This window comes from Chryseolinea soli, from assembly GCF_003589925.1.
Taxonomy (GTDB): Bacteria; Bacteroidota; Bacteroidia; order Cytophagales; family Cyclobacteriaceae; genus Chryseolinea; species Chryseolinea soli.
Window position 1 is genome coordinate 2,091,931 of sequence record NZ_CP032382.1, and the last position, 22,318, is coordinate 2,114,248.

The window sequence follows — 22,318 nt, forward strand, 5'->3', positions numbered from 1 at the left end:
ATCAGGATTTATAGCGATTATAGAGAAACAGCAGGAGCGACAGCAGCAGACTGATGAGGATGCAGGTGGTGAGCGGAAAATAAAATTTGAAATTTCCCCGCTCCACGGAAATATCGCCCGGGAGTTTGCCCAAAGGGAACTTGTCGGCATAGGTAAGGATGAGTCCTATCGCGATGCAGACGATGCCTATTACGATCAGCCACTTGCCCATATTAAAAATTTCTTCTCAACTTGGAGCCTCAAACCGCGACTTTGTCACGAAGCATGCCAGGAAAGCTATACCTCATCCCCAACGTCATTGCCGACGACACGCAGAACGTGGTGATAACGGCACAAGTCCGGAACGAGTTGCCCCACATAGCTCACTTTCTGGCCGAAGATATACGCACGGCCCGACGATACCTAAGCAGCCTGAAGATTTATGAGTCCATCGAGCCGTTGCATTTTGGCGTGCTCAACAAGGACACGAAACCCCAGGAGCTGGAGCAATTGTTCGAGCCCATCACACAGGGTCACGACATGGGGGTCATTTCCGAGTCGGGTTGCCCGGGTGTGGCCGACCCCGGGGCGCTGGCCGTGAAGTATGCACACGATCGCGGCATTCGGGTAGTGCCCCTGGTGGGTCCGTCGTCGTTGTTGCTGGCATTGATGGCCTCGGGTCTGAACGGTCAGCGCTTTGCTTTTCAAGGCTACCTGCCCATCGATGCGCGCGAAGCCGCCAAGGCGGTGAAAGAATTTGAGAAGGAGTCCCGGCAAAAGAACCAGACGCAGCTCTTTATTGAAACGCCCTACAGGAACAACGCTGTTTTCGAGGTGTTGCTAAAAAATTTAAACCCGGAGACCTTGCTTTGCGTAGCCGTAGAGGTTACCGGCAAGGAGGAGTCCATCCTAACCCAACCGGTAAGCCGGTGGCGCAAGACGAGCCCCACCTGGCCGAAGGCCCCGGCCATATTCTTGTTTTTAGCCATTTAATTCGATTGATTTGGTAGACTTTTTTCTTTTTCAATAATCGCTCTAAATTTGCGATTCGAAATTTTTCAAAACAGTCCTTTAATCTATAAACACTTTAATCCAAAAATCCTTATGCCGTATTTATTCACCTCAGAGTCCGTTTCGGAAGGGCACCCCGACAAAGTAGCCGACCAGATCTCGGACGCGCTTATTGATTACTTCTTAGCCTACGACCCCAATTCCAAGGTGGCTTGTGAAACCCTGGTAACTACCGGACAGGTCGTATTGGCCGGCGAGGTGAAATCTGAGGCATACCTGGATGTGCAGGACATCGCCCGCGAAGTGATCCGCAAGATCGGTTATACCAAAAGCGAATACATGTTCGAAGCCAATTCGTGTGGTATCCTTTCAGCTATCCACGAACAGTCGCCCGACATCAACCAGGGCGTTGAGCGCAAGAAGAAAGAAGATCAAGGCGCCGGCGACCAGGGGATGATGTTTGGTTATGCCACCAACGAAACCGACAACTACATGCCGCTGCCGTTGGACCTGGCCCATGCCCTGCTCCGCGAAATGGCCACCATCCGCAGAGAAGGCAAAGTCATGACCTACCTCCGCCCGGATGCCAAGTCGCAAGTGACGATCGAATACAGCGACGACAACAAACCCATGCGCATCGACACCATCGTGGTCTCCACCCAGCACGATGATTTTGCAAAGGATGCCGTGATGTTGAAGCAGATCAAAGAAGATGTGATCAACATCGTTGTTCCCCGCATCAAGAAAAAGCTCCCGAAACGTGTTCAAAATCTTTTTGGCGACGATATCAACTATCACGTGAACCCCACCGGCAAGTTCGTGATCGGCGGTCCCCACGGCGATACCGGTTTGACCGGCCGCAAGATCATCGTAGACACCTACGGTGGCAAAGGCGCTCACGGTGGTGGAGCCTTCTCCGGTAAAGATCCCTCTAAAGTAGACCGCTCGGCAGCCTACGCAACCCGTCACATCGCCAAGAACCTGGTTGCTGCCGGTGTATGCGACGAAGTGCTGGTGCAGGTAGCTTACGCCATCGGCGTGGCACAGCCTGTGGGCTTGTATGTGAACACCTACGGCACCGCCAAAGTGGGACAAAGCGATGGCGAGATTGCCAAGCGCGTTGCCAAGATCTTCGACATGCGTCCTTACTTCATTGAACAGCGCTTCAGCCTCAGAACTCCTATCTATGCGGAAACCGCTGCCTATGGTCACATGGGCCGCGAGCCGAAAGTGGTAGAGAAGATCTTCAACAAAGGCAAGAAGAGCGAGAAGAAAGTGAAAGTAGAATTGTTCCCCTGGGAAAAATTAGACTTTGTGGATGCGGTTAAGAAAGCTTTCAAAATAGCGTAAGCATCTTCCAGATATTCAAGGAGAAGAGGTTGCCGGAAGGCAGCCTCTTTTTTTGCTTATTCAAATACAATGAACACCCCCGAACCCATCGGTGTGCGCTGTGTTCAGGTTGATTGACCATTGAAACCGCCATTTCACGAACTCTTCCCAAAACGAAATGGAGGAATGCTTTTCCTTCCCTATCTTTCTTTCATAATCAGATCCCGTGAAAAAAATTCTACTCTTTAGTTTTTCGATACTCTCCGCCGGCTTTGCTTTTGCTCAGGAGGCCGCAGCCCCTTCGGCACCAGCGGATACGACAAAAATCCTGAATGAGGTGGTGGTGCAGGCCTATGTTTACGACCGGCCCATGAGTGAAGTGCCCGCCGCGGTGGGTGTTGTGTCCACCAAAGACCTCGAACGTTTTAGCAACACGTCTATTCTCCCCGCGGTGAACACCATACCCGGTGTGCGCATGGAGGAGCGGTCGCCCGGAAGCTACCGCTTTAGCATCCGGGGCAGTTTGCTTCGCTCGCCGTTTGGTGTGCGCAATGTGAAAATGTATTGGAATGGTTTGCCGTTAACGGATGGTGGCGGCAATACCTATTTGAATTTGATCGACTTCAACGCCATCACCAACGCCGAGATCATCAAGGGGCCCGGTGGAAGTTTGTATGGCGCCGGTACCGGTGGAGTAATGTTGTTGACAAAACAGATCGAGCCGGTTCCCCAGCTTCAGTTTTCAGCGATGGCAGGCAGCTATGGTTTGCAGCGTTATCAATTGTCGGCCTCCGGCGGATCGGATAAAGTGAAAGCATCGGTACAATTTGCGCATCAACAATCGGATGGATACCGGCAGCAGACGGCTATGCGCCGTGATGCGGTGAATGCGGATCTGGCATTCAAATTAAATTCAAAGAGCACGCTGTCGGCTACGATTTTTTATACGGACCTTTTTTATGAAACACCCGGTGGCCTCACGAAAGCGCAGTTCGAACAGGATCCCAGCATGGCTCGACCCACTACCCCGGCAGCGAAAGGCGCCGTGGATCAAAAGGCGGCGGTCTACAATAAAACAGCGTATACAGGACTTGTGTATGACTATGCCTGGAACAACCGCTGGTCTATAAAGACTGCGGCCTATGGCTCGATCACGGATTTCAAAAACCCCACGATCCGAAACTTCGAAAAGCGCCATGAAGACAATGTCGGTGGGCGCGTGACGACTCAATATAATTTCGACAAAGAAAAATGGAATGGAAAGATCTCCTTTGGCGGTGAGTATCAATACTTTTATTCACCTGTAAAAGTATACGACAACAACCTCGGCGTCGCGGGCAACATCCAATCGGACGACAAGTTGAAATCCAATCAGCTCCTTGCTTTTGCGCAAGCCGACCTGGAATTACCAGGCGATCTTTTTTTGACGTTGGGAGGCAGCATGAACTTTTTGAAATATGACTATGCATCGCTGATCGTCACACCGGTGATCAATCAAGAGCGCAAATTCGATCCTGTATTTTCACCGCGGGTCGCGCTGTTGAAAAAATTAACGCATACACTTTCGGTGTATGGCAGTGTGAGCAAAGGCTTCTCGCCGCCTTCCTTAGCAGAAGTACGCCCGTCGACTGGAAATTATAACAACAGCCTGAACCCCGAGCGGGGCCTCAGCTATGAAGTGGGCATACGCGGCAGCGCGCTCAATCGTCAGGTCTCCTTCGATCTGACAGCCTATGACTTCCGCCTCGATGAAACCATCGTGATCCAACGCACACCCGATGGTGCCGATTATTTTATAAACGCCGGCAGAACCTCTCAACGCGGGCTTGAAGCCACCCTTTCGTGGATGCCGTCGCTCGCGGCCGACCAAACTGTGTCCTACCTGCGCGTGTGGGGAAGCTATACGTATAATCACTATCGTTTTTCGGACTACGTACAAGACGGTGTGAATTATTCCGGCAACCAACTCACGGGCGTTGCACCCAACATCGGGCTCATCGGGGTGGATCTTACGGTGAAGAAATTCTACGCGAACATCACCACCAGCTTCACAGACGACATTCCGTTGAACGATGCCAACAGCGAGTTCGCCAAGTCCTATGTATTGGTGGGTGGCCGCATTGGTTACCGCACCCTGCTCACAAAGAATGTTCCGTTTGAGGTCTTCTGCGGCATCGACAATGCATTGAACAAGACCTATAGTCTTGGCAACGACTTGAATGCTGTGGGCGGCAGATTTTACAACGCCGCTGCGCCGCGTAATTATTATGGAGGCATTCGCATCAAGCCGCTGCTAAAGAAAGGATCGTAGCGATCATGTTGACAGAAGTTCCATCGGAGGTTCAACAGGCGGTGAGCGCCTTTCTGCAAACCACGATGCCTTCTGTAGCGTTGAAAGATTTTTCGTTTGTGAGCGGGGGCTGCATCAACAGCGCTGGCAAGTTGAAAACCACTGCGGGTGATTTCTTCCTGAAATGGAATCTGGCCGGCAAGTATCCGCGCATGTTTGAAAACGAGCGAAGCGGACTGCAACACCTTCGCCAACCAGCCGTGATCGATATCCCGGAAGTACTCACCGCAGGACAGGCCGGTTCTTTTCAATTTATTCTGATGGAATTCATCGCCAAAGCACCCATTGCAAAACGGTATTGGGAAATGCTCGGCGAAAGACTGGCACAACTGCATCGCGTCACAGCCGCCCGGTTTGGGTTGGACCACGACAATTACATCGGATCACTTCCCCAAAGCAACGCACAACACGACGCCTGGATCGATTTCTTTATTCATGAACGACTGGGGCCGCAATTGCAACTTGCCTACAACACCCATCGCATAGACCCATCGTGGCTCCACGCTTTTGAAGGCCTCTATCCCAAGCTTCGTTCCCTGCTCTCGGATGAAAAGCCGGCGCTGCTACACGGCGATCTCTGGAGTGGCAACCTGATGGTAAATGAAAAAGGGGAACCGTGTCTGGTTGATCCGGCCGTATATTTCGGTCACCGCGAAATGGAATGGGCCATGACAAAACTTTTCGGAGGTTTCCACGAAGCGTTCTACGCATCCTATCACCAGGCCTTTCCCTTGCAACCTGGCTACGACGACCGTGAGGATATTTACACCCTGTATCCTTTACTCGTGCACCTCAATTTGTTTGGTGCATCCTATAAACTTTCGCTCGATAGCATTCTGCGAAAATATAGCTGACGGGTCAGCGGCTCAAAGACGGACAAACTTTTTCTTCAGCGCGTCCACGATCATGACCGCATGCACACGGCTATTTTCGATAAACCATTTATTTGTTTTCAAACCTCCCACCATAACACCCGCCAGGTAGAGATTTTCAACATTGGTTTCCATGGTCTCCTCGTTGTATACGGGCGTGTGAAAGGCATCGTCGTGAAACGTGATGCCACACGCGCGCATAAATGCGAAAGGAGGCTGGTAGCCGGTCATGGCCAGCACAAAATCGTTCTCCAGCGTTTTTTCGCCTTGCGGCGTTTTGATGACTACGGTGGTGGGATTGATCCGCAGCACTTCCGACTCGAAATAGGCCGTGATGGAGCCTTCGGCGATCCGGTTTTCAATGTCCGGCCTCACCCAATATTTGACGCTTTCGCGGATGGTTTTTTCGCGGATCACCATGGTGACCTCGGCGCCCTTGCGAAAAGTTTCCAAAGCCACGTCCACCGCCGAATTGGCGGCGCCTACCACCACGATCTTTTGCGCGTAATAGGGGTGGGGCTCGTCGTAGTAATGTTTCACTTTTGGCAACTCCTCGCCGGGCACGTTGAGCAGATAGGGCAGATCATAAAATCCCAGCGCCAGGATCACCGCCGCGCTGCGATAGTTTCCTTTGGATGTGACGACCTCGTGCGCGCCCTGCCGGTTGTGAATGGAGAGCACCGGCTCATACAAATTGACATGCAACTTCCATGTTGACGCTACCCGGCGGTAATATTCCAGCGCTTCCGAGCGAACCGGCTTGGGTCCGTGCGAAACAAATGGCACCTCGCCGATCTCCAGCCGGTCGGACGTAGAAAAAAAGGTCATGTTCAACGGATAGTGATAGAGCGAGTTGACAAGACAACCCTTTTCCAAAATGCAATAGCGCAATCCCGCCTTTGCCGCCTCAATGCCACACGCGAGGCCGATGGGTCCTGCGCCAATAATAATAAGATCGTATTCGGATTCTGAATTCATGAATAATTGCTAATTTTAATCTATCGGCTATGATCTGACCCCTGATTAGCTCTCACCTTTAAAGTGATATCGCGTGTTCCGTAACAATTTCAGGGTGGCTTTTCGAAGCTTACTCAAAAATAAGGTTTATTCGCTCATCAACATCGCCGGACTTTCCATCGGCATGGCGGTGTTTGTGCTCATCCTTCTCTACATTCAACACGAGCGCACCTTCGACCAGTTCCACACCAACAAAGACCGCATCTTCCGCATCCAGCAAGATCGTTTCAACCGTGGCGAGCGCACGCTGCATTCGGTAACGGGCTGCTATGCGGCAGGCCCCGCCATAAAAGCCTCTTTCCCCGAAGTGGAAGACTATGTGGCCCTCCACAAAGTGGAACCCATCATCGCCTACAAAGGTGAAGGCTTCAAAGAAGAAAACACCTGCTTTGCTACCGATAAATTTTTCAAATATTTTTCATTCCACCTGCTAGAGGGCGTCGACACGCTTGTGCTCAAGGAACCACACACGGCGGTGGTGTCGCGCTCGTTTGCAAAACGGGTTTTTAAAAACGAAGATCCCATAGGCAAGACGTTAAGCTTCCGAGGCACCTACGACTTCGATGTGACCGGCGTGTTTGAAGACATGCCCGAAAACTCGCAGATGAAGTTCGACCTCATGATCTCCTATCCCACGTTGGAGCAACATCCTTACAAGGGAGTGCTCGATCTACCGTGGCAATACGACGGCATCATGACCTATCTCGTGTTGCGCAACGGCGCCAGTGCAGCCGAATTGGAAGCCAAGTTCCCGGACTTCATCATGGCCAACACCGGCACGTGGCTGGAAGAGACCGACCAGAAGATGACCTGGCAACTTCAACCACTCACCAGCATCCACCTGTACTCGGATTTCGATCACGAGCTGGAACAAAACGGCGACTATCACAACATTGAATACCTCACGGTAGTGGCTATTTTTATCCTGGTCATCGCATGGTTCAACTACATCAGCCTGGCCACGGCCAAATCGCTGGAGCGCGCCAAGGAAGTGGGCATTCGAAAAGTGCTGGGGAGCTACCGGATCCAACTGGTTGGGCAATTTTTACTGGAGTCTATATTTCTAAACCTGGCGGCGGGCGTGCTGGCGTGTTTTATTGTGTATGCCATGCTGCCTACGTTCAACAACCTGATGAGCACGCACGTAACGCTATCGTTGCTGCGCCCGGAATTTTGGTGGATCATGGCGGGGATTCTTTTTGGCGGAAGCTTCGCGTCGGGAATGTATCCTGCTTTTTTTCTCAGCACATTCAAGCCGTCGCTTATCCTGAACGGAAACTTCACCACGTCGAGTTCGGGGCGGTGGGTGCGCCGCGGCATGGTAATGATACCCTTCATTACGGCCATTATTCTGGTGAGCTGTTTGTATATTATTTTTAGCCAGATCAGCTTTCTGCGCAAACAACAGCTGGGATTTGATGTGACCCAAAGGTTGGTGATCCGCGATTCGGAGATCTACGACTCACTGGCAGACCAGCGCATTGCGACCTACAAAAGTGAGATGATGCGCATTCCCGGTGTGAAAGCCAACACGTTTTTGAACGTGGTGCCGGGCGACCACATTTTATACTCGGCCAACGGTGTGCGCCGGGTCAAAGACGATGACACCAAGTCGTATCAATACCAGCGCATGTGGGTGGATGAAAATTTTGTCGACGTGCTCGATCTCCGGTTGCTCGCGGGCCGGAACTTCACCCAGAAGAGCATCCCGCGCAAAACGCTTTTTGTGAACGAACGAGCCCTGTCTACGCTGGGCTTCGAGAAGCCAGAGGACGCCATCGATGAGAAAATTCTTTTTATGGACGACACGGCCACCATCATCGGGGTGGTGAACGACTTTCATCATGAGTCGCCGCGCGATCCGATACTCCCCGTCATCTATGCCTACCGGCCCGAAGGCGGGTTGTTCTATCTGATCAAGATCGAAACCGCCCAAGCCCAGCCGGTGGTGCAAAAATTGGAAACGCTTTTCAAACAGGTTTTCCCCGGCCAGCCTTTCAGCTATTATTTCCTGGATGAAAAATATAACCGCCAATACAAACGCGACATACAATTTGGAGAGCTGATCGGATTTTTCTCCACGCTGCTGGTCCTTGTCACGGCCTTGGGCCTCTTTGGATTATCGGCCTACATGGCGTCGGTACGGACCCGGGAGATTGGCATTCGCAAAGTGTTGGGCGCCACCGAGCGGGGCATTGTGTTGTTGCTCTGCCGCGAATACCTGATCCTGATTTTTTTGGCCACCTGCATCGCCATCCCTGCGGCTTGGTATGCGATGGACAATTGGCTTAACAATTTTGCGATCAAGGTGGAGATCAACCTTTGGATGTTTGCGCTGCCAACCTTATTGCTGTTGCTCATCACGCTATTGACCATCAGTTTCCAAACGTTGCGGGCGGCCCTGTCGAACCCGGTGGATGCGTTGCGTCACGAATAGAAAATTTGTTTTGCCCGCAAGAGGGAAAGTGTAGCTTTGCCGAAATTTTTTTTAAGCTATGCACCCACGTCTTGTCCTGATTCTCGTTTTGGCGGCCTTTTTTACGAGCGCAATCGCGCAAAAAGAGATCACCGTAGAAGATTTTACCACAAAAAACACCTTTGCCGAAAGAACCGTTACGGGCATCAATTGGATGAACGACGGCAAATTTTATTCGACCCTCGAGGGCAATAAGATAGTGAAATACAACATCGCCACCGGCCAACCGGTGGAGACGCTGCTGGATGGTAACCAACTCACGCCAGCGCTGGTCATCCAACAATACAGCTTTAGCGCCGATGAACAGAAGCTGCTCGTGCTCAATTCGCGCGAAAGCGTTTACCGCCGGTCGTTTACGGCGGAATATTATGTGTATGACCGGACCGCGAAAACACTAACGCCATTGTCCAGCCAAGGCCGGCAATCGTACGCCACTTTTTCGCCCGATGGAAAACGCGTGGCGTTCGTGCGAAAGAACAATGTGTTCTACGTGGACCTGGAAACCAAAACGGAAACCCAGGTGACTTCCGATGGTCAGTTTAATGCGATCATCAACGGCACCACCGACTGGGTATATGAAGAAGAATTTTCATTTGTAGAAGGTTTCTATTGGTCGCCCGATGGAAAGAAGCTGGCCTATTATCGTTTCGACGAATCGGCCGTGAAGGAATACGACATGCAGGTGTGGGGCACGGCGTTGTATCCGCGTGAATACAAGTTCAAATATCCGAAAGCCGGCGAAGTTAATTCTTCCGTGGAAGTATGGATCTATGACCTGGCCAGCCGCCAAAAAGTGAAGGCTGCTCTTCCGGAGGAAAAGGATTTTTACATTCCCCGCGTGAAATGGACAACCCATCCCAATGTTTTGTCCGTGTCGACGCTGAACCGTCTTCAAAATCATTTCCAGCTTTTTCACGCCGACGCCACTACCGGTGCGTGCACACGCGTTCTGAATGAAAAGAATGAAACGTATGTGGACTTGGAATTGCTCGACGACCTGATCTATCTGCAAAACGGCAAGCAATTCATTCGCGCCAGCGAGTCCAGCGGGTTCAAACATTTTTACCTGCATAACCTGGATGGATCGCTTGTGCAGCCCATCACCACGGGGCCCTATGAAATTTCCACCGTCGTGGGATGTGATGAAAAAACAAAGACGTTGTATTACACGGGCACGGAAGCTTCGCCGATGCAGCGCCAATTTTATTCTATTTCGTTCGATGGAAAAAAGAAAACAAAGCTTTCCGCAGCGGCCGGCACACACGTGATCAACATGAGTCCCGACTTTCAATTTTATCTCGACTATCACAACAGCACGACGCAGCCGAATGTGGTGAGCCTGTATCAAACGAAAAAGAACACGCTGGTGAAAGTCTTGGAGAAGAACGAGAACTTGTCAAAAACTGCCACAGAGTACAAACTGGCGCAAAAAGAATTCTTCACCTACAAGACCGTGGACGGCACAGAATTGAACGGTATGATGATGAAGCCCGAGCATTTCGATGCATCCAAAAAATATCCGGTCTTAATTTACCAATACAGCGGCCCGGGTTCACAGAACGTGAGCGATGCGTTTGCCGGCGGTCATTATTATTTCCACCAAATGCTAACACAAAAGGGCTACATCGTGGCTGTCATCGACACGCGGGGTACAGGTGGCCGGGGAGAGGCTTTCCGGAAAATTACTTACAAGCAACTCGGCAAGCTGGAACTGGAGGATCACATCGCCGGGGCAAAATTTCTCTCGGGTCTGAATTATGTCGACGGCAAACGCATCGGCATTTGGGGATGGAGCTATGGCGGCTACATGACCTCCCTGGCGATGACCAAAGGCGGCGACACTTTTGCGATGGGCATTGCCGTGGCGCCGGTGACCAACTGGCGTTTTTATGACACGATCTACACCGAGCGCTACCTCCAAACTCCGGCCCTCAACGCGGCCGGCTATGACGAAAACTCTCCCCTGACCTTCGCCGCAAATCTGCAGGGAAAATTCCTGCTGGTTCACGGCACGGGCGACGACAACGTGCACTTCCAAAACTCCGTCGCCTTCGAAAATGCGCTGGTCAATGCGGGCAAACAATTCCAGTCGTTCTACTACCCCGACAAGCACCATGGCATCCAGGGAGCAAAGACGCGCCTGCATTTGTATACCATGCTCGTCAGCTACGTTGTGGAACATCTCTAAGGACCGGCGGAAAACCGGGTTTTTACGGAGAGGGGAGGGGTACTGTGGGGAGGCAAAAAGGTTTGAAATCCTGTCGTAAATCGCAAATTCACTTTACCTTTGCAGTCCGAAAAACGGAAGCTAAGGAATGAGAGATGTTCGCGTAAGATTTGCCCCCAGCCCCACCGGCGCCCTCCATATTGGTGGAGTCAGGACGGCCCTGTACAATTATTTGCTGGCCCGCCAGAACAACGGCACCATGATTCTGCGCATCGAGGACACGGATCAAACCCGCTTTGTGCCCGGCGCCGAAGAATATATTTTGAAATCGCTGGCCTGGGTGGGCATCAAGATCGACGAAGGCATGGGCGTGGGTGGACCCCATGCGCCGTATCGCCAGTCGGAACGCAAACCCATGTACATGGAACACGCATTGCGCCTCATCCAGGAGGGCAATGCCTACTACGCTTTTGATACCGAACAAGAACTGGAAGCCATGCGCGAGCGCCTGAAGGCAGGCGGTGTGGACTTGCCCCAATACAACAGCATCACGCGCACACAAATGCGCAACTCGCTCACCTTGTCGGAAGACGAAGTGAAAGCGTTGTTGCAAGCCAACACGCCCTATGTGATCCGCCTCAAAGTGCCCCGCAAAGAAGAGGTGCGGCTCAACGACATGATCCGCGGATGGGTGATGGTGCACTCCTCGCAGATTGACGACAAAGTGTTGATGAAAAGCGACGGCATGCCCACCTATCACCTCGCCAACGTGGTGGACGATTACCTTATGAAAATTTCGCACGTGATCCGCGGAGAAGAATGGTTGCCTTCGGCGCCCCTCCACGTGTTGCTGTACAAATACCTGGGCTGGGAAAAAGAGATGCCTCAATTTGCTCACCTTCCCCTTCTGCTAAAGCCCACCGGCGATGGCAAGCTGAGCAAACGCGACGCCGACCAGATGGGCTTCCCCATTTTCCCGCTGGATTGGGTTGATCCCAACACCAACGAAAAAGCCTCCGGCTTCCGCGAGTCAGGCTACCTGCCCGATGCCCTGGTGAACTTCCTGGCCTTCCTGGGTTGGAACCCCGGCACCACGCAAGAACTGTTTTCGATGGACGAGCTCATCAAAGAATTTTCCGTGGAACGCATCGGAAAGGCAGGAGCGAAATTCGACATCCAGAAAGCGAAATGGTTCAACCAACAATACCTGCGTGCCAAACCCGACGAAGCGCTGACGGAATATCTCCTCGCTTCGCTCGCGAAAGAAAACATCGCCTGCACCAAGGAGAAAGCCCTCAAGATCGTTTCCATCATGAAGGAGCGCGTAACGTTCCCGAAAGATTTTTGGGAACAAGGCAAATTCCTGTTCCAGGCCCCGGCTACATTCGATGAATCCGTAGCGGCCAAGAAGTGGAACGATGAAGCGGTGAAGGTGCTGACAGCTTATAAAGAAGAGGTAACAAAGCTGGCGCAATTTGACGCCGCGATCGCCAAAGCCACTTTAGAACAAGTGGCGGCTAGCCTTGGCGTTGGCACGGGCAAGATCCTGCAGGCCTTGAGACTCTCCATTACAGGAGCCGGGGGCGGGCCTGACCTGATGATGATCATGGAGATCATTGGCAAGGAGGAAGTGGTGAAGCGGATCGGGTTTGCATTGGAACAATTGAAAGTGAAAAGCAGCGTATAAATATTAACCACCTTTGCAAAAGCTTCGGCGGGGCCCTCCTTCGCTGAAGCTTCGACGGGCCCTCCTTCGCTGAAGCTCCGGCGGGCCCTCCTTCGCTGAAGCTTCGGCGGGCAAGCAAGCAAGTACGACATAGGAAAGGCGCAGACGGGTTCTGCGCCTTTTTCGTTTTGCCTTGGAGATCATTTTTAGGGGAAATTGTTACCTTTGGTCTATGGCCAAGAAAGAAAAGAAACCCACTCCCAAAGCGAAGCCGCGCGTGCATAAAGAGCTGCAGGGCCTCGACATCACCATCGATCAGTTTGGTGAGATCAAGGCAAACATGAACATCGACAAGCTGAACGAGTTCCTCGACAAGAACGTGGACGACAAGAAGCTGGCCGAGCGCGATGATTATGATGAAATGAAGAAAGGGAAAAAGAAAAAGAAGTAGACCACCCCAATCCCGGCCCCCCGCGTCTCCACTTTTTTCATTTTCATCCTCCCCTTACCGGTTTCCCGGCCTTTGGAATAATCCGTTTTTTTCGAATGCAGTCGGTAACGAGGTGAGGGTATGTTCCGTTTTAGGAAGATAGTCTAGAAGCAGGTTTTAATTTTAATCTATCCCCCATGAAAAAATCACACGAAATTGATTACGAGATCAAAGGCGAGAGCATCCAGATCGTAGAAGTGGAGCTGGACCCCAACGAAACCGTTGTTGCCGAGGCGGGCGCCATGCTCTTTATGGAAGACGGCATCCAGTTCGAAGCCAAGATGGGCGACGGCTCCAATCCCAGCCAGGGGTTGTTCGACAAATTGCTTTCGGCGGGTTCGCGCGTGCTCACCGGCGAATCGCTTTTCATGACACACTTCACCAACCGCGGTGGCCGCAAAGCAAAGGTGGGCTTTTCGGCTCCCTATCCTGGCACGGTCATTCCTGTAGACCTTTCACAAAGTCCCAATAACGAACTCATCGTTCAGAAAGATGGCTTCCTCTGTGCTGCCTTTGGCACGAAATTGTCCATCACCTTCAACCGGAAGTTGGGCTCGGGTCTGGTAGGTGGCGAAGGCTTTATCTTGCAAAAACTTCAAGGCGACGGTAAAGTATTTGTTCACGCCGGCGGCACCGTGATCGAGCGAACACTCAACAATGAAACCCTGCGTGTAGACACTGGGTGTGTTGTGGCATTCGAATCGCAGATCGACTTCGACGTGCAAACTTCCGGCGGCCTTCGCTCGATGGTGTTTGGCGGCGAAGGCGTTTTCCTGGCCACGCTGCGGGGCACGGGTCGCGTGTGGCTGCAATCCATGCCCATCCGCAAGCTGGTGCAGGCGCTGGCGCCCTATGGCCGCAACCGGGGAAAAGAAGCCAGCTCGTTGCTGGGCGGATTATTTGAGGAATAGGCCTGCCCATGAACGCGGAGCAGGAGAAACTCATCGCTATTTTCAATTCGAAGATCACCCTCACCGGGGAAGAGGCAACCGCATTGCTGGACCGCTGGCATCACGCGTCCACGCTGAAGCGAAACGATTTCCTCATCAGCAAGGGCCAGGTGGAATCTAACCTGTTTTATGTGATCCGGGGCAGTATGCGTATTTACTACCCGCATCGCGACGACGAGATCTGTGTGGGCTTTGCGCACGAGGGAAATCTGATCTGTTCGTATCCTTCTTTTATCCGAAACCAACCCTCGGACTATTTTATCCAGGCCCTTGCTAAAACGGATGTGGTGGCCATCCGGCGACAGGATTTCTATGGGTTGTTCGATGCCTATCCACGCATAGAAAGGGCGTGGCGCTTGTTGGAGGAAGAAGCGTTGCTGGGCAAGATCGAAAGAGAAGTGGAGATGCTCACGTTCACACCCGAAGAGCGCTACCACCGGCTGCTGGAACGCAGCGGCCACATTTTTCAAACGATCCCCCGGAAATACATTGCGTCCTACCTGCGGATGACGCCGGAGACGTTGAGCCGCATACGGCCTTCGTGAGCGCAACGAACACACCGGGTTACACGTTCTTCTTGACGGCGATCAATTTTTACGACGTCTTGCCCCGGTAGTTTTGTCAAAAAAAATCACATGACAACAAACCAACTCCTCTCCACGCTACAATCCAACATCCACGCCCTCGTCGAAACGGTGGAAACCGAATTTATGCCGTTGCCCGATGCGGCCTTGAACACCAAAGAGGCTCCGGATCGCTGGAGCATATTGGAATGCCTGGAGCACCTGAATCGTTACAGCCGCTACTACAATACGGCCCTTGCCAAAGCCATTGCCCGAGCAAAGACGCAAAATCAGGCCCGCGATGAACAAGCACGATCCACCTGGCTGGGACAGAAGTTTATCGCGATGGTCCATCCCTCCAACGTGAAAAAGCAAAAGACCTTCAAATCCATGAATCCCGCACAAAGCGTATTGGACCGTTCGGTGGTGGACGAATGGATGCACCACCAGGAACAACGCCTGGAGCTTTTAAAAGAGGCCCGGTCGATCAACCTAAACCAAAGCCACGTGCCCATCGAATTCTTCAAATGGCTGCGGTTGAACGTGGGCGACACGTTTCAACTGCTCGTGGCACATGAGCAACGGCACCTGTTGCAGGCTTTGCGCGTGAAAGCGAGGGTAGAGCCCGTCTTTGCTCCGGCGTTGAAGGTTTGAGGATGTGAAGGCAGGTGTTAGCTTTGTGTCCGTTAAACAATCCCTATGCGACTAGGTCTTATCCGCGAAGGAAAAACTCCGCCCGACAAACGGGTTCCCTTCACTCCCCATCAGGTTGAAGAAATCGTACAACGGTTTGCCCACGTCACCGTGGTGGCGCAACAAAGTGAGTTTCGATGTTTTAAGGATAACGAATATGAAGCCCTGGGCATTGCCGCACAGCCTTCGGTGGCGGATTGCGATATCCTGATGGGTATTAAAGAAGTGCCCGTGGCACAGCTCCTCGAAGGCAAGACCTACCTTTTCTTTTCGCACACCATCAAAAAGCAACCCTATAACCGGAAGCTGCTGCAGGAAGTGCTGAAGAAAAAGATCAGGCTGATCGACTATGAAGCTTTGAAAGACAAACAAGGCAACCGCCTGGTGGCCTTCGGACGCTACGCCGGCATTGTCGGCGCGTTCAACGGGTTGTGGACCTATGGCAAGCGATATGGTGGCTACACCTTGCGCCGGGCCTTCGAATGTTTTGATGTGAACGACCTGAAGCTGGAGTTGCGCAAAGTAAAACTCCCCGCCGTGAAGATCATTTTAACCGGCGCGGGCCGCGTGGGCAAGGGTGCTATGGAGACACTGGACACCGCCGGCATCCGCAAAGTGTCGCCCCAGGATTTTTTAACACGCACGTTCGACGAGCCGGTCTATGTTCAACTGGCCAGCGCCGACTATCACACACGCAAAGACGGCGGACATTTTAACCGCGAAGAGTTTCATGAATACCCCGAACGTTACACCTCGCACTTCAAAGACTTCACAGCCGTGACCGACATCCTGATGGCCGGTGCCTTTTGGAATCCGAAGGCCCCTGTGCTGTTCACCCGCGAAGAAATGATGTCGCCCGATTTCAAGATCAAGATCATCGCCGACATCACGTGCGACATTGGAGGATCTGTCCCCAGCACCAAACAAGCGAGCTCCATCGCTGACCCCATCTACGATTTCGATCCGCGCACCGATGCCGTGAAGCCTCCGCTGAGCAACTCCGGGTTTGTTACCGTGATGGCTGTCGATAATTTACCCTGTGAATTGCCGCGCAGTGCCTCCGAAGAATTTGGGCGCGATCTGATCGACCGCATTCTCAAGCCGCTGTTGCTGGACGATCCCGAAGGCATTATCGAGCGTGGCACCATTGCCCGCGACGGAGCGCTGACGGAGACTTTTCAATACCTGAGCGATTACGTGAAGGGAAATTAGAAGGTGAAGCCGTGACGGCGGGGGAAAACTAATTTTAAGCCGCGTTTATTTTTTCCGGCAATGTCCAGGAACAGGTAAGACTCGCGCAGATTTCCCTGCATATCCCAATAATAATAGCGACCGATTTTTCCCTGGTTATACGACTGGCTGGTGACCGACCCGATCCAATACGATTCGCTGACGGGCAGGCTGGCGGGTGTGATCATGGAGGGAACGGTGGGTTTATAGACCACCCTGTCTCTGTCGCCGGTCAGGCCGGGAATAAACCATTTTCCGGAAATCTTGGTTTTTGTGCTGTTGTCCGTGGGCATGGGTACGCGCATGGGCCTCGGGGCATAGCTCGGTCTAAATTGGGCCATGGCCGTGGAGGTAATCAGCACGGTGAAGAAAAGCACGGTAGGTAAAGCGATGCGTAACTTCATTTGATGAGGAAGATACTATTTTTTCGGATCATTCCGTTACCTGACCACAGATATTCACGTTCAAAAAAAGAATTATGGAACACAAAACTCCCTCGCTCGGTGAAGAAATAGCCAACGCCATAACGCACGGTGTGGGTGCCTTGCTGGCCATTGCCGGACTGGTGTTGCTGGTGGTGTTTTCGTCGCTCTATGGAACGGCGTGGCACATTACAGGCTTCACGGTGTTTGGAACGATGTTGGTGATCCTGTATGTAATGTCCACCCTGTATCACAGTTTGCCGTCGCCCCGTGTGAAACGGCTGTTCCGGAAATTTGATCACATGGCCATCTTCCTGCTCATTGCCGGCACGTACACGCCCTTTTGTCTCACCGTGCTGAACGGCTGGTTGGGTTGGACGATCTTTGGATTGGTGTGGGCATGCGCCATCGGTGGCGTCGTGTTGAAAGCCTTTCACACAGGCAAAGCCGAATGGATCTCGACGTTGCTGTATGTGACGATGGGATGGGCGGTCGTATTCTTTATTAAACCGGTGTACGACCACATGACGACGCAAGGATTTCTTTTTTTGGTTTTGGGTGGAGCTTCCTACACCGCCGGTGTTTTCTTTTTCATAAAAGATAAAATGAAATATGCCCACAGCATCTGGCACCTGTTTGTGTTGGGTGGCAGCGTCTTTCATTTTTTCTCGGTGATGAGTTTGTTGTAACGCAAATGCCTATTTTATTCTATCCTCCAATTTATGTTAAACCCCGTATCGCGCGTTCGTTCTGAAACTAGAAAGCGATACCTTTGAACATGCTTCTATACAACGTAACGGTCGGCATCGATAAGGAAATTCAGGAAGAATGGCTCGCCTGGATGAGAGAAAACCACATTCCCCGGGTGATGGCGACGGGGATGTTTGTGGACTGGAAAATCTATAAAGTTCTGCACGACCAGGACGACGGCGGTGTTTCGTACAGCGTTCAATATTTTGCAAACACCATCAATCACGTGACCACCTATCTCGAAAAATATGCCCCCAAGCTCGTAGAAGAGCACCGCACACGTTTCCATAACCGGCATGTGGCGTTCATGACCTTGCTGGAAGAGGTATGAAAATCCCCCAATAGAAAAATAATATTTGGTTGCCTTCACAATAAAAAATATTTATTTTCGTCTCTCTCCATAAGAGAAGTATAAAATGAAAGTAAGGCTCACCACATTATCGCTTAGCATCCTGTTCTTATGGGGCAGTCTGGTAGCGTATGGCGAGAGCGTTGGCGACACCCACCCTGTGCAGGTAAAGGCCTCCAAGGAATGCGTGTCGAGCACGCTCATCTCGCTTGATGATGCAGACGAGGTGAAGCCCATGCATTTTCAGGATGCAGTTCCTTTCAACGCGCTACTTCTGGTGCCCACGTGCGGGCAGATCATAAACAACAACTTCCGTTCATCGCTGTATAAGCCCATCCGGGCCTATATCGTATTCAGGGCCTTGCGGAATTAGACCGCCAGGATGTCTCGCCCCATAACAGTTTTGTAAAAGCTGTGTTCCCGCAAGATCGTCTTGCACACTTTTTTTCTATTTATCAACCTTTTTAATTTCTCTAGGCCATGAAAGACACCAGAGTGATAAACCCTTCTGATATTCGTCTGTTTTATTTTGGATCGAAAGACGTGCTCTCCAACACAGAAGAAAAGGAAGCGCGGAGGAACAAGCTTCTGCGCGCCATGATCCTCAGCAACTGCGAACACATTCCCATTAGCCTATATATGCGACTGCCCAACGGCGACACCCTCGAAACAGAAAGCGACGTGATCGACTACGCCGACGACTTCGTGATCTTGAAAGGAGGCATCAGCATTCCGGTGTGGACGATATTCGACGTGGATGCCTAGCACCACAAACAAAGAGGCCGGAACGATCCGGCCTCTTTGCTTTTATAACGTTTGCAAGGGCTTACGCCTTTAGCAATTTTTCGATCTGCTCTTTTTCCAACGCGCAGTTGATCCACTCCTGGCCGAGTGTTGAGCCATATTTTTTGTAGAACACAATGGCGGGCTCGTTCCAATCGAGCACCTGCCACACCATGCCCGAGCAATTTTCCTGCAGGGTCACTTCCAGCGTCTTGTCAAATAAAAGTTTGCCGATGCCTTTTCCGCGTTCCGATTCGGTCACGATGATGTCTTCCAGGTAGAGGCGGCGGCCTTTCCAGGTGGAGTAGCGGTAGTAGTAGAGCGCCAGGCCCACGATGCCGTTCTCGTTTTCGGCTACATAGAATCCGTAGATGGGGTTGGGGCCAAAGCCGTCCTTCTCCATCATTTCGACGGTGTTGATCACTTCGTCGGGTGCGCGCTCGAAGGTGGCGAGCTCCTGGATCAGTTCAAGGACGCGGGGAAGATCTGATTTTATTCCTTTGCGGAGGGTGGTGTTGTTCATGTGATAAAAATAGAAAAGTATGGTTGATACAAACGGTCACGTGAAAGACTTTTCACAGCCTTTCCATGCCCCGTCGCGGTTATATTTATTTTTTCTCCACGACGGTGACCTTCATCGGAATTTTGCGGAGTGGTTTCTCGAGGTCGTATACTTTTTCGTGGGCGATCTTGTCGATGACATCAAAGCCTTCCACCACTTCGCCGAAGACGGTATATTTTTGATCGAGGGTCATATAGCCGCCCACGTTTTCGTAGACCTTTCTTTGTTCGGGAGTGTGCGTGATCCCCAACGTTTTTTCCTCTACCGTAATGTCTTCGGGATAGTAAGTAGTGCCGTGAATAATAAAGAACTCAGCGGCAGACGACTCCAGGTTGGGATTGTTCTCGTCCTGGCGGGCCATGGACAGGGCTCCTTTCTTATGATAATGCTCCGGTCTGAATTCAGCAGGCACGCGGTATTTTAGTTTCTTGTTCAGATCGCCGCCCTGGATCATGAAGCCGCTGGCAATGCGATAGAAATCGGCGTTTTCATATTGGCCGTCTTTGATGAGCTTGATGAAGTTGGCGCGATGAAGCGGGGTGTCTTCATACAATTTCAGCCGCATGGTGCCAAAAGAGGTTTCGATGATCACTTCGTTCTCGGGATTTTCCTGGCCGTATTTGGTGAGGACGTCGCGGACGTTTTCTGGGGTGATGAGGATGGTTTCTTTTTTGGTGCAGGAGGCGAGGAGGAGAATGAGCAGTGCGGCGGTGATTTTTTTCATGCGCAAGGGATTAATGGTCAAGAAAGGCTAAAATTAATTTTAATCCGGTTATTTTGGAGCACATTTTAAATTAAAAACGATGTGTAGAATAATTGCTTTACTGCTTTTAAGCGGGATGTCATGGGCCGCAACTGCGCAGAATTATTCACCTAAAACGGTTGGGAACAAATGGACTTTCAGAATGCAGGAACACTCTTTTGTGGACGAGGTTATCAAAGGAACGTTGAAACACAAAGGAAAGGAATATAGCAGAACGGTACGAAAGTATTCATGGGGTTCAACAGACACCATTTTCAGCAGGGTCGATCATAAGGGAACGAGCTATTATCTTGACGTAAAATCACGACAGGAAACTATGGATATTCCTGGTGAGTTAAAAGTCGGTCTGGCCTGGATCAGTTCCGACGGAGCTTGGAAGTATATGATCAAGAGCTTGTCAGAAACATTGTCCACGCCCGGTAATAAATTTGAGAATTGCCTTGTGATCAAAGCGGAACAGGTTACCGGTAGGGACAAAGAAAAACTTCAGACCTACTATATCTATTACGTAAAAGATATTGGATATGTCGGCAGCAAAGTTGAGCAAGGACTGATGGCATACTTGGAAAAATGGGAATTGAAATAGGTTGCCTCGGGCAAGAAGAATCACTCGCTACTCTTCAACGAATGGTGAACCAATAAACCCCACGCACCCCAAAAAACCGTGTCCTCGTTGCTTCGGCGCCCTGCGTTCCAAGCCCGTGATTATAAAAGAGCGAGGCTTCAATTGCCCGTCTGTCCTTCAATGCGTGACTGAAGCCTAGCGACAGATTGATCGCTCCGGAATAAATGCTCGTTTTTTTTACGGTTGCGTTAGAAATAATCGATGTTGGATTTGCGGTTTGGTTATCGAACCGGTAAGTATACTCCAGGTCTTCGTTCAGGTAGATGGTCGAAGAATACCCGATGCCCGCAAGCCAATGGTTGGACAACGAAAGCGGGTATCGGAATTTCAGATTTAGGGGGATCTCGAGCATGCGGTAGTCGATCTCAACGCGTTGCAGGTCGCCAAAATGGGTGTCTACTCCGGGTAAGGAAGCGTTCGCCAATAATTGTTCATCATGGATAGCATAGTAACGCGCGCTGTACTTCGCTCCCGTTTCCACGGCTAGAGACGGCGAAAAAATCAAGTCCGCCAGAATGCCGCCACTGAAATTTGCATGACCGTCGCCCAAAGAATATAGACCATTTGAAAATTCAAAAGAGGGGCCCAGTTTTAGTCCAACACCCCGGCTATAGTGCTTCTCCAGGTTGTAGACGGTTTTTGCAGAAAGTGATCTTTCAACGGTTGAGCGCAATTCCCTATGTTCACGAACAACGCGAAAACTCTTGTCTTCCATTTTATGCGGCACCACGCGTGTCGGGGCGGCGTCGTTCATCGTTTCATACTCCGGTGTCGAATCGCTACTGGCAGCAAAAGCTGCTCCTTCGTGTTGCAAAAGGTTATAGGCCATTAATTTTCGATTGGCCTCTTCGAGTATCGCGATTCGCCGGATCAGGGATGCAGCCAACAAAGATCCTGGCTGCCTGCTCTCGATGATCCGGACAGTATCAGGCTTCCGCATTTGCAATTGATGTACTTCTACACGCAATTTCTCGATCTCCCGGGTCTGCGCGGTCAGGGTTTTAACGGCTTCTTCCCGTTCGCGTCTTGTCAACCCTTGTTGTCCAAGAGTGATCATCGCGAAAATCAATAACCCCGTGCCGATCAGCAATTCGACGCGGTAGCGTGAATACCATGACGCCGTGGACATTGCCGCAATCTGGTGATGAAATCCGGTCAGCGCACCGGGGTCACCGGGATGCTCATATTCGCGCAATTTTTTTCTTAGGGCACTATCAAACTTACTGTCATCCATGCTGGCTGTACTTTAACTTTTCTTCCTGGTCCGTCAT

Annotated in this window: 23 protein-coding genes; 17 read left to right on the forward strand and 6 right to left on the reverse strand. The window is 51.4% G+C overall.

The genetic code is table 11. From position 1 onward, the window contains the following. Position 1 precedes the first annotated feature (1 nt). Positions 2 to 211, reverse strand: a complete 210-nt coding sequence (locus D4L85_RS09055) for a DUF2905 domain-containing protein (protein WP_162500954.1) — start codon at positions 209 to 211, stop codon at positions 2 to 4. 41 nt (positions 212 to 252) lie between these two features. Between D4L85_RS09055 and D4L85_RS09060 the strand changes: the two genes are divergently transcribed. From D4L85_RS09060 to D4L85_RS09075, 4 genes are all read left to right on the forward strand, one after another. Then, positions 253 to 972: an SAM-dependent methyltransferase gene (locus D4L85_RS09060; protein WP_228450830.1), complete on the forward strand. Its 720-nt coding sequence runs from the start codon at positions 253 to 255 to the stop codon at positions 970 to 972. A gap of 111 nt (positions 973 to 1,083) precedes the next feature. Further along, a complete protein-coding gene (gene metK / locus D4L85_RS09065) occupies positions 1,084 to 2,340 on the forward strand; it encodes a methionine adenosyltransferase (RefSeq protein ID WP_119754024.1) in 1,257 nt (418 codons plus the stop codon). Between the two features lie 205 nt (positions 2,341 to 2,545). Further along, positions 2,546 to 4,630, forward strand: a complete 2,085-nt coding sequence (locus tag D4L85_RS09070) for a TonB-dependent receptor (protein WP_119754025.1) — start codon at positions 2,546 to 2,548, stop codon at positions 4,628 to 4,630. 5 nt (positions 4,631 to 4,635) lie between these two features. Next, the gene (locus tag D4L85_RS09075) at positions 4,636 to 5,523 is read left to right on the forward strand and encodes a fructosamine kinase family protein (RefSeq protein ID WP_119754026.1); all 888 of its coding nucleotides are present in this window, start codon (positions 4,636 to 4,638) and stop codon (positions 5,521 to 5,523) included. A 12-nt stretch (positions 5,524 to 5,535) separates the two neighbouring features. Here D4L85_RS09075 and D4L85_RS09080 read toward each other — a convergent pair whose 3' ends face one another. Beyond that, a complete protein-coding gene (locus D4L85_RS09080) occupies positions 5,536 to 6,519 on the reverse strand; it encodes a YpdA family putative bacillithiol disulfide reductase (RefSeq protein ID WP_119754027.1) in 984 nt (327 codons plus the stop codon). Between the two features lie 73 nt (positions 6,520 to 6,592). Between D4L85_RS09080 and D4L85_RS09085 the strand changes: the two genes are divergently transcribed. From D4L85_RS09085 to D4L85_RS09120, 8 genes are all read left to right on the forward strand, one after another. Further along, complete coding sequence (locus D4L85_RS09085) at positions 6,593 to 8,995, forward strand: ABC transporter permease (RefSeq protein ID WP_160143623.1); 2,403 nt, start codon at positions 6,593 to 6,595, stop codon at positions 8,993 to 8,995. Between the two features lie 58 nt (positions 8,996 to 9,053). Next, positions 9,054 to 11,222: a S9 family peptidase gene (locus tag D4L85_RS09090; protein WP_119754029.1), complete on the forward strand. Its 2,169-nt coding sequence runs from the start codon at positions 9,054 to 9,056 to the stop codon at positions 11,220 to 11,222. Positions 11,223 to 11,349: 127 nt separating this feature from the next. Beyond that, entirely contained in the window at positions 11,350 to 12,888 is a 1,539-nt protein-coding gene (gltX, locus tag D4L85_RS09095; protein WP_119754030.1) for a glutamate--tRNA ligase, read from the forward strand. Positions 12,889 to 13,099: 211 nt separating this feature from the next. Then, positions 13,100 to 13,318, forward strand: coding sequence for a hypothetical protein (locus D4L85_RS09100; RefSeq protein WP_073143250.1), 219 nt, complete (start codon positions 13,100 to 13,102; stop codon positions 13,316 to 13,318). A 176-nt stretch (positions 13,319 to 13,494) separates the two neighbouring features. Beyond that, complete coding sequence (locus tag D4L85_RS09105; protein ID WP_119754031.1) at positions 13,495 to 14,268, forward strand: TIGR00266 family protein; 774 nt, start codon at positions 13,495 to 13,497, stop codon at positions 14,266 to 14,268. A gap of 8 nt (positions 14,269 to 14,276) precedes the next feature. Continuing rightward, positions 14,277 to 14,852 carry a Crp/Fnr family transcriptional regulator gene (locus D4L85_RS09110; RefSeq protein ID WP_119754032.1) on the forward strand — a complete coding sequence of 192 codons (576 nt, stop codon included), beginning with the start codon at positions 14,277 to 14,279 and terminating at the stop codon, positions 14,850 to 14,852. 90 nt (positions 14,853 to 14,942) lie between these two features. Further along, positions 14,943 to 15,524: a DinB family protein gene (locus D4L85_RS09115; RefSeq protein ID WP_119754033.1), complete on the forward strand. Its 582-nt coding sequence runs from the start codon at positions 14,943 to 14,945 to the stop codon at positions 15,522 to 15,524. Between the two features lie 45 nt (positions 15,525 to 15,569). After that, positions 15,570 to 16,775 carry an NAD(P)-dependent oxidoreductase gene (locus D4L85_RS09120; protein WP_119754034.1) on the forward strand — a complete coding sequence of 402 codons (1,206 nt, stop codon included), beginning with the start codon at positions 15,570 to 15,572 and terminating at the stop codon, positions 16,773 to 16,775. Here D4L85_RS09120 and D4L85_RS09125 read toward each other — a convergent pair. Continuing rightward, complete coding sequence (locus tag D4L85_RS09125) at positions 16,772 to 17,197, reverse strand: hypothetical protein (RefSeq protein ID WP_160143624.1); 426 nt, start codon at positions 17,195 to 17,197, stop codon at positions 16,772 to 16,774. The two genes, D4L85_RS09120 and D4L85_RS09125, sit on opposite strands and share 4 nt — an antisense overlap. 74 nt (positions 17,198 to 17,271) lie before the next feature. On the opposite strand from D4L85_RS09125, the gene trhA reads away from it, so the two are divergent. From trhA to D4L85_RS09145, 4 genes are all read left to right on the forward strand, one after another. After that, complete coding sequence (trhA, locus tag D4L85_RS09130) at positions 17,272 to 17,904, forward strand: PAQR family membrane homeostasis protein TrhA (protein ID WP_119754036.1); 633 nt, start codon at positions 17,272 to 17,274, stop codon at positions 17,902 to 17,904. Between the two features lie 89 nt (positions 17,905 to 17,993). After that, positions 17,994 to 18,296, forward strand: coding sequence for a DUF4286 family protein (locus D4L85_RS09135; protein ID WP_119754037.1), 303 nt, complete (start codon positions 17,994 to 17,996; stop codon positions 18,294 to 18,296). Positions 18,297 to 18,381: 85 nt separating this feature from the next. Further along, on the forward strand, positions 18,382 to 18,687 hold the full coding sequence (locus tag D4L85_RS09140; protein ID WP_119754038.1) for a hypothetical protein: 306 nt from the start codon (positions 18,382 to 18,384) through the stop codon (positions 18,685 to 18,687). Between the two features lie 107 nt (positions 18,688 to 18,794). Further along, positions 18,795 to 19,079, forward strand: a complete 285-nt coding sequence (locus D4L85_RS09145) for a hypothetical protein (RefSeq protein WP_119754039.1) — start codon at positions 18,795 to 18,797, stop codon at positions 19,077 to 19,079. A gap of 61 nt (positions 19,080 to 19,140) precedes the next feature. On the opposite strand, the gene D4L85_RS09150 is transcribed toward D4L85_RS09145, so the two are convergent. Together D4L85_RS09150 and D4L85_RS09155 are read right to left on the reverse strand one after the other, a co-directional pair. Further along, complete coding sequence (locus D4L85_RS09150; RefSeq protein ID WP_119754040.1) at positions 19,141 to 19,620, reverse strand: GNAT family N-acetyltransferase; 480 nt, start codon at positions 19,618 to 19,620, stop codon at positions 19,141 to 19,143. Positions 19,621 to 19,705: 85 nt separating this feature from the next. Continuing rightward, the gene (locus D4L85_RS09155) at positions 19,706 to 20,383 is read right to left on the reverse strand and encodes a peptidylprolyl isomerase (protein WP_119754041.1); all 678 of its coding nucleotides are present in this window, start codon (positions 20,381 to 20,383) and stop codon (positions 19,706 to 19,708) included. A 79-nt stretch (positions 20,384 to 20,462) separates the two neighbouring features. Here D4L85_RS09155 and D4L85_RS09160 point away from each other — a divergent pair, with 79 nt between their 5' ends. Continuing rightward, positions 20,463 to 21,008, forward strand: coding sequence for a hypothetical protein (locus D4L85_RS09160; protein ID WP_160143625.1), 546 nt, complete (start codon positions 20,463 to 20,465; stop codon positions 21,006 to 21,008). A 34-nt stretch (positions 21,009 to 21,042) separates the two neighbouring features. On the opposite strand, the gene D4L85_RS09165 is transcribed toward D4L85_RS09160, so the two are convergent. Then, entirely contained in the window at positions 21,043 to 22,281 is a 1,239-nt protein-coding gene (locus tag D4L85_RS09165) for a hypothetical protein (RefSeq protein ID WP_119754043.1), read from the reverse strand. Positions 22,282 to 22,318 lie beyond the last annotated feature (37 nt).

Excerpts from the sequence above, each read along its gene's own strand:
- D4L85_RS09055 (WP_162500954.1), bottom strand. The coding sequence starts at position 211 with ATGGGCAAGTGGCTGATCGTAATAGGCATCGTCTGCATCGCGATAGGA.
- metK (WP_119754024.1), top strand. The coding sequence starts at position 1,084 with ATGCCGTATTTATTCACCTCAGAGTCCGTTTCGGAAGGGCACCCCGAC.
- D4L85_RS09075 (WP_119754026.1), top strand. The coding sequence starts at position 4,636 with ATGTTGACAGAAGTTCCATCGGAGGTTCAACAGGCGGTGAGCGCCTTT.
- D4L85_RS09080 (WP_119754027.1), bottom strand. The coding sequence starts at position 6,519 with ATGAATTCAGAATCCGAATACGATCTTATTATTATTGGCGCAGGACCC.
- D4L85_RS09090 (WP_119754029.1), top strand. The coding sequence starts at position 9,054 with ATGCACCCACGTCTTGTCCTGATTCTCGTTTTGGCGGCCTTTTTTACG.
- gltX (WP_119754030.1), top strand. The coding sequence starts at position 11,350 with ATGAGAGATGTTCGCGTAAGATTTGCCCCCAGCCCCACCGGCGCCCTC.
- D4L85_RS09100 (WP_073143250.1), top strand. The coding sequence starts at position 13,100 with ATGGCCAAGAAAGAAAAGAAACCCACTCCCAAAGCGAAGCCGCGCGTG.
- D4L85_RS09105 (WP_119754031.1), top strand. The coding sequence starts at position 13,495 with ATGAAAAAATCACACGAAATTGATTACGAGATCAAAGGCGAGAGCATC.
- D4L85_RS09110 (WP_119754032.1), top strand. The coding sequence starts at position 14,277 with ATGAACGCGGAGCAGGAGAAACTCATCGCTATTTTCAATTCGAAGATC.
- D4L85_RS09115 (WP_119754033.1), top strand. The coding sequence starts at position 14,943 with ATGACAACAAACCAACTCCTCTCCACGCTACAATCCAACATCCACGCC.
- D4L85_RS09120 (WP_119754034.1), top strand. The coding sequence starts at position 15,570 with ATGCGACTAGGTCTTATCCGCGAAGGAAAAACTCCGCCCGACAAACGG.
- D4L85_RS09125 (WP_160143624.1), bottom strand. The coding sequence starts at position 17,197 with ATGAAGTTACGCATCGCTTTACCTACCGTGCTTTTCTTCACCGTGCTG.
- trhA (WP_119754036.1), top strand. The coding sequence starts at position 17,272 with ATGGAACACAAAACTCCCTCGCTCGGTGAAGAAATAGCCAACGCCATA.
- D4L85_RS09135 (WP_119754037.1), top strand. The coding sequence starts at position 17,994 with ATGCTTCTATACAACGTAACGGTCGGCATCGATAAGGAAATTCAGGAA.
- D4L85_RS09140 (WP_119754038.1), top strand. The coding sequence starts at position 18,382 with ATGAAAGTAAGGCTCACCACATTATCGCTTAGCATCCTGTTCTTATGG.
- D4L85_RS09145 (WP_119754039.1), top strand. The coding sequence starts at position 18,795 with ATGAAAGACACCAGAGTGATAAACCCTTCTGATATTCGTCTGTTTTAT.
- D4L85_RS09150 (WP_119754040.1), bottom strand. The coding sequence starts at position 19,620 with ATGAACAACACCACCCTCCGCAAAGGAATAAAATCAGATCTTCCCCGC.
- D4L85_RS09155 (WP_119754041.1), bottom strand. The coding sequence starts at position 20,383 with ATGAAAAAAATCACCGCCGCACTGCTCATTCTCCTCCTCGCCTCCTGC.
- D4L85_RS09160 (WP_160143625.1), top strand. The coding sequence starts at position 20,463 with ATGTGTAGAATAATTGCTTTACTGCTTTTAAGCGGGATGTCATGGGCC.
- D4L85_RS09165 (WP_119754043.1), bottom strand. The coding sequence starts at position 22,281 with ATGGATGACAGTAAGTTTGATAGTGCCCTAAGAAAAAAATTGCGCGAA.